Source organism: Spiribacter sp. 2438 (genome assembly GCF_009676705.1).
In the GTDB taxonomy this organism is placed as follows: Bacteria; Pseudomonadota; Gammaproteobacteria; order Nitrococcales; family Nitrococcaceae; genus Spiribacter.
In genome coordinates this window covers 1,770,059-1,786,836 of record NZ_CP046046.1, presented here as the reverse complement: position 1 = coordinate 1,786,836, position 16,778 = coordinate 1,770,059, and the positions used below count along the sequence as shown (strand labels likewise).

18 protein-coding genes are annotated in these 16,778 nt (G+C 65.4%); 12 read left to right on the top strand and 6 right to left on the bottom strand.

The features are described from left to right. Window positions 1-7 precede the first annotated feature (7 nt). From urtC to GJ672_RS08910, 4 genes are read left to right on the top strand one after another with little or no spacing between them, the layout of a single operon-like run. Window positions 8-1,045: an urea ABC transporter permease subunit UrtC gene (gene urtC / locus GJ672_RS08925; protein WP_195759497.1), complete on the top strand. Its 1,038-nt coding sequence runs from the start codon at window positions 8-10 to the stop codon at window positions 1,043-1,045. Beyond that, entirely contained in the window at window positions 1,038-1,787 is a 750-nt protein-coding gene (locus GJ672_RS08920) for an ABC transporter ATP-binding protein (protein ID WP_154296850.1), read from the top strand. The genes urtC and GJ672_RS08920 overlap by 8 nt, the downstream gene beginning before the upstream one ends. 22 nt (window positions 1,788-1,809) lie before the next feature. After that, window positions 1,810-2,508, top strand: a complete 699-nt coding sequence (gene urtE, locus GJ672_RS08915) for an urea ABC transporter ATP-binding subunit UrtE (protein WP_154296849.1) — start codon at window positions 1,810-1,812, stop codon at window positions 2,506-2,508. 14 nt (window positions 2,509-2,522) lie between these two features. Continuing rightward, window positions 2,523-3,464 (top strand): acetamidase/formamidase family protein, encoded by a 942-nt coding sequence (locus tag GJ672_RS08910; protein ID WP_154296848.1) that lies wholly within the window; start codon window positions 2,523-2,525, stop codon window positions 3,462-3,464. A gap of 15 nt (window positions 3,465-3,479) precedes the next feature. On the opposite strand, the gene GJ672_RS08905 is transcribed toward GJ672_RS08910, so the two are convergent. After that, entirely contained in the window at window positions 3,480-3,680 is a 201-nt protein-coding gene (locus GJ672_RS08905; RefSeq protein WP_154296847.1) for a DUF2905 domain-containing protein, read from the bottom strand. A gap of 19 nt (window positions 3,681-3,699) precedes the next feature. Then, the gene (gene rpiA, locus GJ672_RS08900) at window positions 3,700-4,362 is read right to left on the bottom strand and encodes a ribose-5-phosphate isomerase RpiA (RefSeq protein ID WP_154296846.1); all 663 of its coding nucleotides are present in this window, start codon (window positions 4,360-4,362) and stop codon (window positions 3,700-3,702) included. Between the two features lie 75 nt (window positions 4,363-4,437). Between rpiA and ilvA the strand changes: the two genes are divergently transcribed. The 8 genes from ilvA to GJ672_RS08860 all read left to right on the top strand — a co-directional run bounded on the left by ilvA (window position 4,438) and on the right by GJ672_RS08860 (window position 10,635). Further along, window positions 4,438-5,949 (top strand): threonine ammonia-lyase, biosynthetic, encoded by a 1,512-nt coding sequence (gene ilvA, locus GJ672_RS08895; protein WP_154296845.1) that lies wholly within the window; start codon window positions 4,438-4,440, stop codon window positions 5,947-5,949. Between the two features lie 44 nt (window positions 5,950-5,993). Then, window positions 5,994-7,010, top strand: a complete 1,017-nt coding sequence (locus GJ672_RS08890; protein ID WP_154296844.1) for a YhdH/YhfP family quinone oxidoreductase — start codon at window positions 5,994-5,996, stop codon at window positions 7,008-7,010. A 594-nt stretch (window positions 7,011-7,604) separates the two neighbouring features. After that, window positions 7,605-8,015, top strand: coding sequence for a hypothetical protein (locus tag GJ672_RS08885; protein ID WP_154296843.1), 411 nt, complete (start codon window positions 7,605-7,607; stop codon window positions 8,013-8,015). Further along, window positions 8,012-8,422, top strand: a complete 411-nt coding sequence (locus GJ672_RS08880) for a HigA family addiction module antitoxin (RefSeq protein WP_154296842.1) — start codon at window positions 8,012-8,014, stop codon at window positions 8,420-8,422. Before GJ672_RS08885 ends, GJ672_RS08880 begins: the two co-directional genes overlap by 4 nt. Before the next feature lie 60 nt (window positions 8,423-8,482). Continuing rightward, entirely contained in the window at window positions 8,483-8,815 is a 333-nt protein-coding gene (locus tag GJ672_RS09540; protein WP_195759496.1) for a DUF1289 domain-containing protein, read from the top strand. Continuing rightward, window positions 8,808-9,125, top strand: coding sequence for a cysteine-rich CWC family protein (locus tag GJ672_RS08870; protein ID WP_154296841.1), 318 nt, complete (start codon window positions 8,808-8,810; stop codon window positions 9,123-9,125). The genes GJ672_RS09540 and GJ672_RS08870 overlap by 8 nt, the downstream gene beginning before the upstream one ends. 106 nt (window positions 9,126-9,231) lie before the next feature. After that, a complete protein-coding gene (locus tag GJ672_RS08865; RefSeq protein ID WP_154296840.1) occupies window positions 9,232-9,978 on the top strand; it encodes a FadR/GntR family transcriptional regulator in 747 nt (248 codons plus the stop codon). A gap of 108 nt (window positions 9,979-10,086) precedes the next feature. Then, window positions 10,087-10,635, top strand: a complete 549-nt coding sequence (locus GJ672_RS08860; protein WP_154296839.1) for an adenine phosphoribosyltransferase — start codon at window positions 10,087-10,089, stop codon at window positions 10,633-10,635. A 70-nt stretch (window positions 10,636-10,705) separates the two neighbouring features. On the opposite strand, the gene GJ672_RS08855 is transcribed toward GJ672_RS08860, so the two are convergent. Genes GJ672_RS08855 through GJ672_RS08840 form a run of 4 tightly spaced genes read right to left on the bottom strand, consistent with a single transcriptional unit; the run spans window position 10,706 to window position 16,669 of the window. Further along, a complete protein-coding gene (locus GJ672_RS08855) occupies window positions 10,706-11,506 on the bottom strand; it encodes an ABC transporter permease (RefSeq protein WP_154296838.1) in 801 nt (266 codons plus the stop codon). Beyond that, window positions 11,506-12,525 carry an ATP-binding cassette domain-containing protein gene (locus GJ672_RS08850; RefSeq protein ID WP_154296837.1) on the bottom strand — a complete coding sequence of 340 codons (1,020 nt, stop codon included), beginning with the start codon at window positions 12,523-12,525 and terminating at the stop codon, window positions 11,506-11,508. Before GJ672_RS08850 ends, GJ672_RS08855 begins: the two co-directional genes overlap by 1 nt. Next, window positions 12,525-15,569, bottom strand: coding sequence for an efflux RND transporter permease subunit (locus tag GJ672_RS08845; protein WP_154296836.1), 3,045 nt, complete (start codon window positions 15,567-15,569; stop codon window positions 12,525-12,527). The genes GJ672_RS08850 and GJ672_RS08845 overlap by 1 nt, the downstream gene beginning before the upstream one ends. Beyond that, window positions 15,566-16,669, bottom strand: a complete 1,104-nt coding sequence (locus tag GJ672_RS08840; RefSeq protein ID WP_154296835.1) for an efflux RND transporter periplasmic adaptor subunit — start codon at window positions 16,667-16,669, stop codon at window positions 15,566-15,568. Before GJ672_RS08840 ends, GJ672_RS08845 begins: the two co-directional genes overlap by 4 nt. Window positions 16,670-16,778: the final 109 nt, after the last annotated feature.

The following is a 16,778-nucleotide window of genomic DNA, read 5'->3' as shown; positions in this document are numbered from 1 at the left end:
TTTAACGGTGCTGGGACTGATTGCAGCGGTGACCCTGGGCTTGCCGCTGCTGGGGCTGGGGCCCCTCGCCGATACCCCCATCGGCCTGAGCGGGTATCAGGTCAACCTGGTGGGGCAGGTGATGGCGTTTGCGCTGCTGGCACTCGCCCATGACTTGGTGTGGGGTTATGCCGGCTATCTGAGCCTGGGGCATGGCCTTTTCTTTGCCATCGGGGGATACCTGGTGGGCATGCACATGATCAAGGCCAGTTATGTGGGCCAGTCCGGTGTGCCGACCTTCCTCGAGTATATGGGATTATCGGAATTTCCGGCCCATTGGATGGCTTTCGAGTACTTCGGCTATGCGGTGCTCGCGATCTTTGTGCTGACAGCGCTGGTGGCTTTTGTCATTGGCTTCCTCGCTTTCCGCTCCCGGGTGGTGGGGGTGTACTTCGCGATCCTCAGTCAGGCGTTTGTTTACGCGGCCATGCTGGTGATGTCCCGCAATGACACCGGCTTTGGCGGCAATAACGGAATATCCGGATTCGGCTCGTTATTGGGGATGCCCCTGAGCAGTCTGGAATTCCGGGTCGGCATCGCCACGGTCTCGGCGCTGGTGCTGTTCATGGCGCTGATTGCCCTGCGGCGGCTGACCGTGGGCCCGCTGGGCAAGCTGCTGATCGGCATTCGCGATGATGAGGATCGTCTGCGGGTGTTGGGTTATGAAACCCTGTGGGTCAAAACCGGCGTGTGGTGCCTCTCGGCACTGCTGGCGGCTCTGGCGGGCCTGCTGTACGTGCCCCAGGTGCAGGTGGCCTCGCCGCAGCTCCTTTCACCGATGCTGTCCATCGAAATTGCGGTGTGGGTGGCCATTGGCGGCCGGGGCTATCTGTACGGTGCCATCGTTGGTGCGGTGCTGGTGAGTGTTGCCAAATTCTGGTTGACGCGTTTTATGCCGGAGCTCTGGCCGTTCATCCTCACCGGCTCGGTGTTGTTCGTGGTGGTGTTGCTACGCAACGGCCTGATGGACCCGGGTCCGCTGTTCTCCCGGAGGCGCAATGACTGAGCCCACCGCGATCTACATTGAGGGCCTGAGCGTTGAGTTCAGCGGTTTTCGGGCCGTGAATGAGCTGTCGTTTATCGCCGAGTACGGCACGATCCATGGAGTCATCGGCCCCAATGGCGCCGGCAAAACCACGGTCATGGACGTCATCACGGGCATCACCCAGCCGAGTGGAGGCACGATCCTGCTGGACCGGGCCACGGATGTGCTCAAGCTGACGTTGCCCCAGCGTGCCCGGGCCGGTATCGGCCGCAAATTTCAGCGCCCTAGTGTTTTTGAACACCTGAAAGTGCGCGAGAACATCGCCCTGGGGGTCAGACTCTACCCCGACTCCCTCATCCGCGAGCTCACCCGGGGCGAAGTCAGTGACAAGCAGGACCGAGTAGAAACGGTGCTCAGGACCATCGGGCTGAATGAGCTGGCAGAGGCGCCCGCCGGCACACTGGCCCATGGTCAGAAACAGTGGCTGGAAATCGGCATGGTGCTGGCCCGGGACCCCAAGGTGCTGATGCTGGACGAGCCGGTGGCCGGCATGAGTGACGGCGAACGCGAGGCCACCGCCGATCTCCTTGAGCGCCTCCGAAGCCCTGAGCGCTGCATTCTGCTGGTGGAGCATGACATGCAGTTTGTCGGTCGGGTCAGTGACCATGTGTCGGTCCTGCATGAGGGCCGACTGCTCTGCGACGGCAGCATGGAGCACGTCACCCAGGATCCGGAAGTCATGCGGGTTTATCTCGGCCGTTGAGCGTGCCGGCAAGAAAGGATTGATGATGCAGTTCACCCTCGATCAGGTCTCTCACCATTACGGCAGCGCCCAGACCCTGCACTCGATCTCAGTGGATGTGCCGTCGGGTCAGTGCCTGTCGGTGATGGGCACCAACGGTGCCGGCAAGACGACACTGCTCAAGTGCCTGATGGGCATCGAGCCGGTCAGCGGCGGCGAAATCTACCTCGATGGCCGTCCCATGACCGGGGTGTTGCCCCATGCGCGGGTCCGTCAGGGGGTCGGTTATGTGCCCCAGGGGCGGGATATTTTTTCGGACCTGTCGGTGCGGGAGAACCTCGCCATCGCCGCCGATCACCTGCCCCGGAGTCAGCACAAGGGGCTGTATGAGCAGGTGCATGAACTCTTCCCCGTGCTCCACGAAATGCGGGGTCGGCGCGGCGGCGACCTCTCCGGCGGGCAGCAGCAACAGCTCTCCATTGGCCGAGCCCTCATGGGGGCTCCGTCCCTGCTGATTCTGGACGAGCCCACGGAGGGCATTCAGCCCAATGTCATTCAGGCCATCGAAGACGTGGTGGCTCAGCTCAAGGGGTCCATGTCGATTTTGCTGGTGGAGCAGTACTTTGACTTTGCCAAGGCGGTGGGTGATCAATATCTGATTCTGGCCCGGGGCCGGGTCGTCGGTCAGGGCGACACCGAGAATCTGGCCGGTGATGAGGCCAAAACACTGTTTGCGATGTAAGGAGCGATGCATTGATGAGTCAGACCCATCATTTGGAGGCGACCCCGGATACGGTGGCCTGGGGTTACCTGGATGCCCGTCGGGAGCCGGCGCTCGAGATCGACTCCGGCGATGAAGTGACCATTGATACGATTTCCGGTGAGCCGTGGGATCTGCCCCCGGGCGAGCGCGGCGTGCTGCCTGACCACAAGGCGGTGCTCGATGCGCAGCGCAAGGAATCCGGTGAGGGAGTGCATCATCTCACCGGGCCCGTCTACGTGCGGGGTGCCAAGCCCGGCGACGTCCTCCAGGTGGAGGTGCTCGAGGCCACCCCACGCCAGGATTGGGGTTTCTGCCAGATCCTGCCGCTGAAGGGCATTCTGCCCCACGAGTTCACCGACTATCAGACTCAGCACATCGCCATTGATCGCGACCGCGGCATGGCGGTGACGCCGTGGGGAGTGGAGTTCGAACTCGATCCTTTCTTCGGCATCATGGCCGTGGCGCCGCCGCCGGCCTGGGGCAGGCTCTCGTCACCGGTTCCCTGGGCGTTCGGCGGCAACCTGGACAACAAAGAGCTCAAACCGGGCAGCACGCTGTACCTGCCGGTGTTTAACGACGGGGCATTGTTTTCGGCGGGCGATGGCCACGGTCGCCAGGGGGACGGCGAGGTCTGCATCGATGCCCTTGAAACCGCGCTGACCGGGCGCTTCCGCCTGACCGTTCGCAAGGACCTCGGCTACACCCAGCCTTTTGCCGAGACGGAGACCCACTTGATTGCCATGGGGCTGGCGGATGATCTGGACGCCGCCGCCGCCGACACCGTCCGCCAGATGGTCAGTCACATCACTGCGCGTAGCGACATGGACCGCAACCAGGCCTACATGATGTGCAGCCTGGTGGGGGACCTCCACATCACCCAGGTGGTGGACGGCAACAAGGGCGTGCACATGTTGTACGACAAACGGTATCTGTAACGAGGTGCTGGGGCGCTACTTCCTCAACCACCAGATTAATGCCGTTACCACCACGCTCACCACGATCGACGTGGTGAGCGGAAAGTAGAACGTAAAGCCCTCCCGGCGCACCAGGATGTCGCCGGGCAGGCGGCCCAGGCCCAGCTTGCTGATCACCGGCCAGAGCAGGCCGATGACCAGAATCACCAGGCCGATGGTGATCAGCAGCTTCTGCATGGGCTCTCAGGCCGGCCTCTCAGGCCGCCTCGAATCGCTGCACGCCGGTGTCCGTGGCGACGAATAGTTCATCGGCGGGCCGCACGGCGAACAGGCCATTGGTGACCACGCCGGCGATGCCGTTGAGCTCCCGCTCCCGGGCGATGGGCTGGGAGAGGTCCAGGTGCCGCACGTCCAGAATGATGTTGCCGTTGTCGGTGATGAAGTCCTTGCGCAGGTCCGGCCGGCCGCCCATTTCGATGAGCTTGCGACCCACATAGGAGCGGGCCATGGGGATCACCTCCACCGGCAGCGGGAAATCCCCCAGCACGGTGACCCGCTTGCTCTCGTCGGCGATGCACAAAAACCGCTGACTGAGCGCGGCGATGATCTTTTCCCGGGTCAGGGCGCCGCCACCGCCCTTGATCATCTGCAGGTGGCGGTTCACCTCGTCGGCGCCATCCACGTACAGCGAGAGCTCGCGCACGCTGTTCGCGTCCACTACTTCGATGCCATGGGTCATGAGTCGTTCGGCGCTGGCTTCAGAGGCGGCGACGGCGGCCTCCACCTTCTTGCCGCTGTCCGCCAGTGCGTCAATGAAATAGTTGACCGTGGTGCCGCTGCCGACACCAATGACGCTGTCGGCTTCGACTTCGGCGACGGCGGCTTCGGCAACGGCCTGCTTCTGGGACTCAGCACTCATGAAAATCCGGCTCCTTCGTCACTGTGGATGCGCTCCTATACACTGTGACTCTTTTGGGGCCACTCCCGTTCTGCCATGAAATCCTATCTGCAACGCATTCTTACCGCGAGCGTCTACGACGTTGCCCAGCAGACGCCGCTCACCCCGGCGGACAATCTGTCCCGGCGGTTCAACAACAACATCCTGCTCAAGCGCGAAGACCTCCAGCCGGTGTTCTCGTTCAAGATCCGCGGCGCCTACAACAAAATCGCCCGGCTCACCGAGGCCCAGCGCCAGAAGGGTGTGATCTGCTCCTCCGCCGGCAACCACGCCCAGGGCGTGGCGCTGTCGGCGAAGCATCTGGGGATTCGGGCCACCATCGTCATGCCCCGCACCACGCCGGATATCAAGGTCAACGCGGTGCGCAACTTCGGTGGCCGGGTGGTGTTGCACGGCGATAACTACGACGCCGCCAAGGCCCATGCTGAAAAGCTGGTGGAGGAGCGCGGCCTCACCTACATCCCGCCCTATGACGATCCGGACGTGATTGCCGGCCAGGGCACTGTGGGCATGGAGATCCTCAGCCAGCATCCCCACCCCATTCATGCGGTGTTCGTGCCGGTGGGCGGTGGCGGGCTGATCGCCGGGATTGCGGCCTATATCAAGCAGCTGCGTCCGGATATCCGCATCATCGCCGTCGAGCCCGAAGACGCCCCCACCCTGGAGCGGGCCATGGCCACCGGCCGTCGGGTGACGCTGGACGAAGTGGGCATCTTTGCCGACGGCGTCGCCGTGCGCCAGATCGGCCAGGAGACCTTCCGCATTGCCCGCGAGCTGGTGGATGAGTGCCTGCTGGTGAGCACCGATGAAATCTGTGCCGGCATCAAGGACATCTTTGAGGACACCCGCACGGTGATGGAACCCGCCGGTGCGCTGGCGGTGGCCGGCATCAAGAAATACGTGGAGCAGCGCGGCATCACCGGCGAGACGCTCATCGGCATCAACTGTGGCGCCAACATGAACTTCTCGCGCCTTGCCCATGTGGCCGAGCGCGCCGAACTGGGGGAGCACCGCGAGGCGGTGCTGGCGGTCACCATCCCCGAGCGGCCGGGCAGCTTTCGGGAATTCTGCGAGACCATCGGCAACCGGGCCATCACCGAGTTCAACTATCGTTATGCCCATTCCGAGGAGGCCCATGTGTTTGCAGGCATCGGCCTGAATGACGGGCTGGATGAGCGCGATGAGGTGATTCGTGCCCTGGAGGAGCGGGGCTACCCGGTGCTGGATCTCACCGACGATGAAATGTCCAAGGTGCACGTGCGCCACATGGTGGGCGGCCGCGGCCACAACGTCGGCGACGAAGTGCTCTACCACGTGCGGTTTCCCGAGCGGCCCGGCGCGCTGCTGAACTTTCTCAAGCGCCTGGGCAAGCGCTGGAACATCTCCCTTTTTCACTACCGCAACCATGGCGCAGACTATGGTCGGGTGCTGGTGGGCATTCAGGTGCCGCCGGCGCAGCGCGCCCAGTTCGAAGAAAGTCTGGACAAGCTGGGCTATCCGTACCGCAACGAATCCGACAATCCGGCCTATGCATTGTTTTTGAGCTGAGTGGCACTGATCACAGTGCTCCGGGCCAAACGAGGAGGGGACCCATGAGCGCGAAACTGTTTGACGCCCTGCGGGTGCATCTGGAGGGTGACCAGTTCACCCGCCGCATCGAACCTCAATCCATCAGCGACCTGCCCGCCGGCGAGGTGCTGGTGCGGGTGGACTGGTCGGCGCTGAACTACAAGGACGCCCTGTCGGCCAGCGGTCACCCCGGTGTCACCCGGGAGTTTCCGCACACCCCCGGCATTGATGCCGCCGGCGAAGTGGTGGCCAGCGAGTCCGAGGACTGGAAACCCGGCGATCCGGTGCTGGTCACCAGTTATGACCTGGGCATGGAAACCGAGGGCGGCTTCGGCGGCTACATCCGGGTGCCGGCGGAGTGGGTGGTGCGCCGCCCCGGCGATCTGTCGGCGCGCCAGGCCATGATTCTGGGCACCGCGGGCTTCACCGCCGCCCAGTGCATCCGCGAGCTGCGGGGTCGCAACGTTATGCCCGACAAGGACGGCACCACCGAGGTGCTGGTCACGGGCGCCACCGGTGGCGTCGGCAGTATGGCCGTGGCGATCCTCGCGAAACTGGGCTATCGCGTGGTGGCGGTCAGCGGCAAGGCCGACGCGGTGGAATGGCTCGAGGGCCTGGGCGCCGCCGAGGTGCTGCCCCGCGAAGCGCTCACTGATGGCAACGCCAAGCGACCGGTGGTCAAGGCCCGCTGGGCCGGAGTGGTGGACACCGTGGGCGGCGAGCCCCTGGCGGCGGCCATCAAGGGCGTCCGCGAGTGGGGCACTGTCACCTGCTGCGGCCTGGTGGCCTCGCCGGAACTGCACACCACGGTGTTTCCGTTCATCCTGCGGCACATTGCGCTGATCGGCGTGTCGTCCCAGAACTGCCCCATTGAGCCCCGTCGCGAGATCTGGAACGACCTGGCCGGCCCCTGGCGCCCCGCGGGCCTGGACGACATGGCCGAAGAAGTGGACCTCCAGGGCCTGAACGATGCTATCGACCGAATTCTGGCTGGTGGCGTGCGGGGGCGGGTGGTTGTGAGGCATGAGCATCGGGGGTGAGGCCGACTCGTAGGAGGTAGGCTCGTGGAGGTAGGCTCGTGGAGGTAGGCTCGCGGCACATGCCCCCTCTTCAGCGATCCCATCTTCCGTCCTCCGTCCTCCGTCCTCCGTCCTCCGCCCTCCCTCCCGCGTCCCGGGGGAGGGAGGGTGTGTTTTTCGGCAAGTAGGACGCGTGGGCTAAAACGTCAGTGCCGCACCAGGATAGGGCTGCCGACCATTAAGGAACCGCCGACTGCCGACTGCTGACCGCCGGTCGCCAACTGCCGGTCGCCAACTGTCGGTCACCAACCGCTGACCGCCGACTTCCGACCACTGATCGGCTGACACCAGCCACTACGCACTCCGTCCCGCGTACTTGGTCTGCAAGCGGGCGTTACGTTTTAGCCCATGCGTCCTCTTTCCCAAAAACAACTCCCCCAGCCTTCTCTCACTTTTGCTTGCCACGGCGAACCCCCCACTGTGAACCCGCGACCTGAACCCGCCACCGCAATCCCCCCAACCGTGAACCCGCTCGCAACCCGAGCATCTTTGCGACTGCTAAAACCGGAGCCTCAGCCATTCGTTCCAGGCAGCCAACGCGAGGTAACAATCCAAATGCTTCGGACGACGTCGCACCCAACCCTGCGCATGATTTGGCGTGGCCGGCAGCCGTTTAACATTCATCCGCGTGTTCTGTTCTCGGTGCGGCAGCATCTCTCAGTGCTTCACGCGGCGGTTGATCTGCAGGATATCCAGCAGGCATTCGGCGACCGATTGCACCCGTGTCATTTCGTATCGAACACGGGGGCGCCCGACGGTCCTTCCGACGATGCCGAGCCTAACGGCTACCGCGTCGACATTGGTTATGGCTGGTGGATGGAATTCCGTTTGATCGACGGCGAGGCTGTACAGGTGGACCTGACCTGTGATTACGATTCGAAGTTCGGCACGCGTTATCGGCCGCCGCGGCTGCATGGTCCCTACAGTTCGCCCGAGTCCTGGGGATTGGAGGCAGAGCCACAGTGAGCAATGCGAATTTTCATCATCCGCTGTATCCAGAGCGTCACCCCAGCGTCACCGATGAGTCGCTGCCGCCCATTCCGCCTGGTCATGTGCTGCGCACTCAGTTCATGGACACGCTGCAACTCGGGCCGACCCAGCTGGCGGACGACATCCGGGTCCCGGTGAATCGAATCACCGACATTCTCAGTGGTCGGCGTCGGATATCGGCTCAAACAGCCCTGCTGTTGGGCGCGTACTTCAGAACATCGCCGGAATTCTGGATGCGACTACAGATGGAGTATGATCTGCGGTCCGCGCGACGTGATCGCCGCACGGCAGCCAAACTCATGGGGCTTACGCCAAACCGCGACCTTGAGCCGGGATTGACGCCGCCCCGTCCACGTCGCCGGCCACCCGCGTACCCGTCCTAGGCACTGGCCACCCATTAGTGTCTCTGTTACAACTGAGCCACTACATTTAGTGGAGGATTCATGTCTGCCTCGTCCCCTTGCGTGAGCATTTGCGAAATGGAAAGCGGCCGTTGCATCGGCTGTGGTCGCAGCGAGACCGAGATCGCCGAGTGGCGGGATTATCCCGAGGAGAAGCGTCTCGCCATCATGGATCGACTGGAGCGTGAGGCCGCTGCCGGCGGCTGGTTTGCGGACGACGCTTTCGACGGCCGGGCGGGCACCGCCGCGGCGGCAACCAGCGCGGGCACCGCCGCGGCGGCAACCAGCGCGGGCACCGCCGCGGCGCCAACCGGCGCGGGCACCGCCTCGCCCGCCCCGGCTTCGCCGGCTCCCACCGGGGTGTCTCGTGCCTGAACATGAGCCCAAGGCCTGTCCGCGTTGTGGTGGTGGCTTTGAGTGCCGACTGGGCAGCATCCATCGCTGCCAGTGTGTGGACATTCAGCTGAGCGACACCACCCGTGAGTGGATTGCCCGGCGGTACGATGACTGCCTGTGCCGGAACTGCCTCGAGGAGTTATCCGACGCCGAGCGTCTGACGTCCTCCGTCCCGCGTAACGAACACTCGGCCCGCTCTGCGGCCCGATCCGCGGCCCGGGCCCGCCGGGTGCGCCCGGAGGACCTGTTGGAACGGATGCGGGCCGCTCCCCCGGCTCGCGGGCGATAGTGCGTGATGCGATGGGCCTCATCATGCCCCGCCTGGGACCGGCTCATGCCCCCATGGCCTGCCCATGGCCCTCAGGGCCTGCCCATGACGTCCCCTTGACCGCCCCATGACATCATCCTCACCCGCCCCCCTCTTCGAACCCATCGAACCGCCGGACGAAGGACGTCTTTCGGACGCCATCGTCGAGCATATCGAGCGCCAGATCGTGGAGGGGCGATTGCACGCCGGTGACTCCCTGCCTGCCGAGCGGGAGCTGTCCCGCATGCTGGCCGTCTCCCGGGCTTCGCTGCGGGAAGCGCTGCTGCGGCTGGTGTCCCGGGAGCTGCTGGAGGTGCGCCGCAATGCCGGCTATCGGGTAGCGCCCACCCGGGCGCCGACGCTGACCGATCCCCTGCTGCGCCTGATGCAGACCCAGCCGAAGGCGCTGGCGGACGTGCTTGAGCTGCGCCAGGGGGTGGAGACCCTGGCCGCGAGGCTGGCGGCGACCCGTGCCACGGACAAGGACCATGACACCATCGCCGAGGCGCTGGAGCACATGGAAGCGGCGCAGGCCCAACACCAGGCCAGTGAAGCGGCGGACTGGGATGCGCGGTTGCATCTGGCCATCGCCGAGGCCTCTCACAACGTGGCGCTGGTAACGATCATGCGGGGGCTGTTCACGGTGCTGCGGGAGCACGTGCGCCGGGCCCGGGCGGCGATGCTGGTCAGCGCCAGCGGCGAGGAGGATCTGCGCCAGCAGCACCGGGCTCTGGTGGCCGCCATTCGGGCGGGCGACGCGGACGCCGCGGTTGCCGCCGCCGAAACGCATTTGCGGTATCTCCGACAAGGCCTAGGCTCCGGTCAGGTAGGCTGAGCCCCTGAGTCCCTGAACCCCAGTACCCCTGAACCCCCCCCACCCCGCTTGCCGCCGGGCCGGCGGCCATGCAGCATAAAGGGCTTCGGAATTCAGGAGAGGATATCCATGACCACCGCCATCGCCGATCGGGACTCTGCCCTTGCCACGGTGGAATCACTTATTCGCGACATTCCCGATTTCCCCAAGCCGGGGATTCTTTTCAAGGACATCACGCCGCTGCTGGGGGACGCCGAGGGGCTGCGTCTGTCGGTGGATCTGATGGCGGAGGCCATCGATGGACCCACGCCGGAGTACATCGTCGGCACCGAAAGCCGCGGGTTCATTTTCGGCGCGGCGCTGGCCTATCGCATTGGCGCGGGGTTCATCCCGGTGCGCAAGCCCGGCAAGCTGCCCGCCGATGTGCATTCCTGCGAGTACCAGCTGGAATACGGCACCGACGCGCTGGAGGTGCATCGGGACGCTTTCCATCAGGGGGCGCGGACGCTGATCGTGGACGATCTGCTGGCCACCGGCGGCACTGCCCGGGCCACCGGTGATCTGCTACGCCGCCTGGGCGCGGAAATGCTGGGTTACAGCTTCGTCATTGAGCTGACTTTCCTGAACGCCCGGGAGCACATGACCGACGCGCCGGTCACCTCGCTGATTCAGTATTAGAGCGAGGGCCGGCTCTGACCCCCACGGCTCTGACCCCCACGGCGCGACCCCCACGGCGCGACCCCTTGCCTCACCGAATCAGTCGCCGCCGGGCCAGCGCGGCGCTGATCCAGTAGGTGCCGACGATGTACACCAGAATCACGGCCAGGTGCAGCAACGGGGCATCGATGGTGCCGCCGGTCATCAGCGGGCGCACCAGCATGACCACGTGGGCCAGGGGCAGGAACTGGGCGCCGATGCCCACCACGTCCGGCAGGCTGGAGAGCGGGAAAAACACCCCCGAGAGCAGCAGCATGGGGGTCATCACCAGGGTGAAGTAGTACAGAAAGAAGTCATAGCTGGGGGAAATCGCGGTGACGATCATGGCGATGCCGGCAAAGGCCAGGCCCGCCAGCAGAATGATCGGGAATACCAGCAGGGCCTCGGGGCCGCGGACCAGCCCCAGCAGGGCGGCCACCAGCACGATGGCGCTGGCGTTGATCAGGGCCTTGGTGCCCGCCCAGACTATTTCCCCCAGCACCACGTCGTCGACGTTCATGGGGGCGGCCAGCATGGCGGCCCAGGTCTGTTGCTGGGTCAGCCGGGTGTAGGCGGAGTACAGCGCCTCGAAGGTGGCGCCGGTCATGGCGGCGGAACAGACAATACCGCTGGCGAGGAACATCATGTAGGACATGTTCTCCACCTCGCCGACGAACTGGCCGAGCCCGTAACCCAGGGCCAGCAGGTACAGCAGCGGCTCGCCGAAGTTGCCCAGGATCGAGGGCAGCATGAGTTTGCGCCACACCCGCAGGTTGCGCAGCCACACCGCCACGAACCGGGTGCTCAGTTGTGGCGCTTCGCGCAGGTCCTGGATCAGGGGGCGATCGCTCATCAGTCCCGCAGCTCCCGGCCGGTCAGCCGCAGGAACACGTCCTCGAGACTGGCGGGGCGGTACAGGTAACCGGGCCCCACCAAAGCTTCCACCTCGTCCAGCAGGTGGTCCCGCTGCTGGCCATAGATGAGCACCGTCTCTCCCACCGGTTCCACCCGCAGCCCGGCGTCTGCCAGGGGCGCCAGGGCATTGTCGTGCTCGGCGTGGGGCGCCAGTCGGCCCAGCCAGTGCATGGCCAGGTCGCCGCGCAGCTCCACCACGTGGGGCTCGATGTGGGCTTCGATCAGGCGCCGGGGCGAGTCACAGGCGACAATGCGGCCGTGATCGATAATGGCCGCCCGATCGCAGAGCCGCTCGGCCTCTTCCATGTAATGGGTGGTGAGCAGCAGGGTGCGGCCCTGACGGCGCAGGGTGTGGAGTCGCTCCCAGATGTGCTGCCGGGCCTGGGGGTCCAGGCCGGTGCTGGGCTCGTCCAGCGCCAGCAGCTCCGGGTCGTTGACCAGGGCCCGGGCCAGTGTCAGGCGGCGCTTCATGCCGCCGGACAGGCCGTCGATGGCGTCGTTGGCCCGTTCGGTGAGTTCCGCGAAGCGCAGCAGCTCGTCCATGCGCGCCTCCACGTCCCGCCGGCGGACGCCGTAGTAGGCGCCGTAGGTGACCAGGTTCTCGCGCACGCTGAAGTCCGGATCGAGGTTGTCGAACTGGGGCACGATGCCGGCGCGCTCGCGCATGGCGCGGCCGCGTTCCGGGATGGGCTCACCCAGCACGGTGACGTCGCCGCTGCTGGGGGGTGTGAGCCCCAGCAGCATGCGCAGGGTGGTGGTCTTGCCGGCCCCGTTGGGGCCCAGCAGGGCAAAGCACTCGCCGGCGGGGATGGTCAGGTCAATGCCATCCACCACGTTGCGGCCGCCATAGCGACGGGTCAGGCCCCGGGCCACGACCGCCAGCGGGCGGTCGGTGGCCACCGCGCCTTCGTCGCCCCCGGTGGCGGGCACCGGGGGGTGAGCCGGCTGACCGGCCATCAGGTGCCGGCGACCCGTGCGTTGTGATCCCGGGCCAGCACCAGGTAGAAGGCCGGCAGCACGAACAGCGTGAACAGCGTGCCAATGCCCAGTCCGCCGGCCACGGTCAGGCCGATCTGGAAGCGGCTCACCGCGCCAGGGCCGGTGGCGATCAGCAGCGGAATCATCGCCACCACCAGCGCCAGCGACGTCATGATGATGGGCCGCAGACGAATGGCGGCGGCTTCCTCCACCGCCGCCCGGCGGTCCAGCCCGCGGTTGATCTGCAGCTTGTTGGCGAACTCCACAATCAGGATGCCGTTTTTGGCCACCACGCCGATGAGGGTGATCAACCCCACCTGGGTGTAGATGTTCACTGTGGCGAAGCCCAGGGTGATGAACGCCAGCGCGCCGGCGATACTCAGCGGCACCGCCACCAGGATGATGGCCGGATCCCGCCAGCTCTCGAACTGGGCCGCCAGCACCAGGTAAATCACCAGAATCGACAAAAAGAAGGTCAGCACCAGGGCGCCACCCTGTTGAATGAACTGCCGCGACTCGCCGGTGTAGTCAATGCCATAGGTTCCCGGCAGCATCTCCGTGGCGGTGGTTTCCAGAAAGCCCAGCGCATTGCCCAGGCTGGTGCCGGGCATGGGGATGCCCTCCAGGGTCAGGGCGTTGAGCTGCTGGTGCTGATTGCGGGAGGCCGGCTCCACCGAGTGCCGCAGGGTGATCAGTCCGGCCAGCGGCACTTGGTCGCCGGCGGCGGTTTCCACGTAGAGATCCTGCAGTTGATCGGCGCTCAGCCGGAACTGGCGATCCACCTGGGGAATGACTTCATAGCTGCGGCCATCCAGGCTGAACCGGTTGACGTTGCCTTCACCCAGCAGCCCGGCCAGGCTGCTGCCCAGGTCGGCCATGGTGATCCCCAGGTCCGCCGCCCGATCCCGATCCACATCCAGGGTAATCAGCGGGCGGTCAAACTCCACGGACTTCTGCAGGAACATGAAGTTGCCGCTCTGCATGGCCCGGTCGATCATTTCGTCGGCCATGGCGTCCAGCGACTCGTAATCCTCCGAGGTGGTCAGCACGAACTGCACCGGCAGCCCGCCGCCGGAGCCGGGCAGTGCCGGTAGCGGGAACACCGCGGTGTCAAAGCCCGGGTTGGCGCCGAATCGGGCGCTCAGCTCCTCCTGGAGTTCCGCCTGGCTGCGGTCCCGCTCTTCGATGGGCACGAAGTTGATGCCGCCGAACACCGTGTCCGGGCTGAAGCCCCCCAGCAGCATGAAGCTGCGACGGTACTCGGCCATCTCCTCGGCCTCGCGCTGGAAATCCCGGGCGAAGTGCTCCAGATAGTCAAAGGTGGCCGTGCGGGGCGCCGTGCCCTGGAACAGCACGATGCTCTGATCCTCGGTGGGGGCGAGTTCGTCCTCGCTGAGCACGTACATGAAGACGTTGGACAACAGCACCACGATGCCAAAGAAGATCAGCACGCTCTTGGTCTCGAGCATGCCGTGGAGCAGCCGTTTGTAACCGGCGGCCAGGCCGCTGAACGCTCGCTCCACGAAGGCCTCGAAGCGATCCGGATTGCCGCCGGACTTGAGCACCCGTGAGGCCAGCATGGGCGAAAAGGTGAGGGCCAGCACACCGGAGATCAGCACCGCTCCGGCCAGGGTGAAGGCGAACTCACTGAACAGGGTGCCCACCAGGCCCTCCATGAACCCGATGGGGGCGAACACCGCCAGCAGCGTGGTGGTCATGGCGATGATGGGCAGGGCCAGCTCGCGCATGCCGGTAATGGCCGCGTCGATGCGGGACATGCCCTCTTCGATGTGACGGTGAATGTTTTCGGTGACGATGATGGCGTCGTCCACCACCAGACCAATGGCCAGCACCATGGCCAGCAGGGTCAGCAGGTTAATCGAGAACCCGAGGGCCAGCATGATGCTGCCCGCACCCACCAGGGACAGCGGCACGGCCACCGAGGGCACGATGGCCGCCCGCACCGAACCCAGGGTCAGGAAGATCACCACCAGCACGATGGCGATGGCCTCGGCGATGGTACGGAATACCTCGTTAATGGAGTCTTCGATGAATTCACTGCCGTCGTAGGGCAGGGCGATCTGCACGCCCTCGGGCAGCTGGCTCTCCAGGTCAGGCATCTGCTCGGTCACCGCGCCGGCCACGTCCAGCGGGTTGGCCCCGGGGGCCTGTTCCACGGCAATGAACACCGACGGCTGGCCCCGGTACCAGGCGATGGAGTCGTAGGTCTCGGAGCCGAACTCACTGACCGCGACGTCCTCGATGCGCACCAGAGTGTCATTTTCGCGGCGGATCACCAGCCGCTGGAACTCATCCGGATCGCTGACATCGGTGGTGGCAGAGAGATTGATCTGGGTGTACGGGCCCTTGGTGCGACCCACCCCCGCCTGAAAGTTGTTCGCTTCCAGCGCCGCCCGGACATCGTTGGCACTGACGTTGAGAGCGGCCATGCGCTCGGGATCCAGCCACAGGCGCATGGCCGGCGAGCGCCCGAACACGTCCGCTTTCGCCACCCCCGGCGTGGCCTGGACCTGGGGCTGGATCACCCGATCCACAAAATCGGTAATTTCCGGCACCGGCACGGTGTCGCTGTAGATGGCCATGTACATCAGCGCCGTCTGGTCACCGGTGCCGGATTCGATCACCGGATCCTCGGCATCCGCCGGCAGCACGTTGCGCTGACTGGCCACTTTGGCCTGGACCTCGGCCACCGCCGCGTTGGGGTCGGTGTTCAGCTCCATGTTGACTTCAATGGTGGACAGGCCCTGGCGGCTCTCCGAGGTCATGAAGTCGATATTGGCGGCCTCGGCAATGGCCTGCTGCAGCGGTTGGGTGATGAACCCCTGGACCAGGTCGCTGTCGGCGCCGGGGAAGGCGGTGGTCACCGTGATCACGGTGGCTTCGGAGGGGGGGTACTCCCGCACTTCCAGCAGGCCCATGGACCGCAGGCCCGCCAGCAGGATCAGCAGGGCCACCACCGTGGCCAGTACCGGACGGCCGATGAAAAGGTCGGTGAACCTCATCGACCGCTGACCTCGGCCGGATCCAGGTTGACCGTGTCATCAATGGTCAGTGGCTGACCCGGGCGCACCCGGTTGAGGCCCGCCCCCACCACGCGATCACCGGCCTCGAGACCTTCCAGCACCTCCACCCGGCCGTCCCGGGTCTGGCCGGTGCGCACCTGCACCTGTTCGGCCACCGGGCCGTTGTCGGTCTCGCTAATGCGGATGGCGAAGTCGCCGTAGACGTTGAAGTTGATCGCCGTGGCGGGCACCGTCAGGACGGCTTGGGTCTCCGGTTCGAGCACGGTGACCCGGGCGAACATGCCCGGCCGAAGCCGGTCATCCGGGTTGTCCAGCACGGCTCGCACGGATACCGAGCGGGTTCGGGCCTGGATGCCGCTTTCGATGGCCTGAATCTCCCCCTCGAAGGCTTCGTCGTCAAAGGCGCCGGTGGTCACCCGCACGGTCTGTCCCTTGAAGAGCCTGGGGAGGAACCGCTCCGGCAGGGAGAAGTCCGCGTAGATGGGGTCCAGCTGCTGCAGCTCGACGATGGCGGTGCCCGGTGAAATGAACTGACCGGCGCTCACCCGCCGCAGGCCCAGCAGCCCGTCGAAGGGGGCGCGGATGGTCTTCTGCCGCAGGCGGGCCTGCTGGGTGTTCAGGGCGGCATTGGCGCTGTCCAGCCGGGCCCGGGCGGAGTCGAATTCCGACTGGGAGATGGCCCGCTGGGGCAGCAGATCCTGGGCCCGGTCGAACTCAATACGCGCCAGCTCGGCTTCGGCTTCCAGGCCTTGCAGTTCGGCGCGATCAACGGATTTGTCCAGCTCCACCAGCACGTCGCCGGCGGCCACGGCATCGCCGGAGTCGAAGGCGATGGACTCAATCAGGCCCGGCACTTCGGTGCTGACATCGACCCGATCCACGGCGGTCAGACCGCCCACCGCCTGCTGCTCCGCGCGCCATTCCTCGGTGATCACCTCCGAGGCAATCACATTGGCCGGCACCGGTTCCCCGGCGCCTTCCGGCGGCTGGAATTGCACCAGGAACTTGTAGCCGAAAATGCCCCCGAAGATCGCGCCCAGCAACAGTAACGCGATACCGAATCGTACGAAGAGTTTCATGAACACCGTCCCGATGGTGTGTCTGACGCGGGCCTGTAGGCGGCCATGGCACTCCGACCGGTACAAAACCCGTAAAGTTTCCAGTCTATCAGCCCCCGGAGTGATGTCA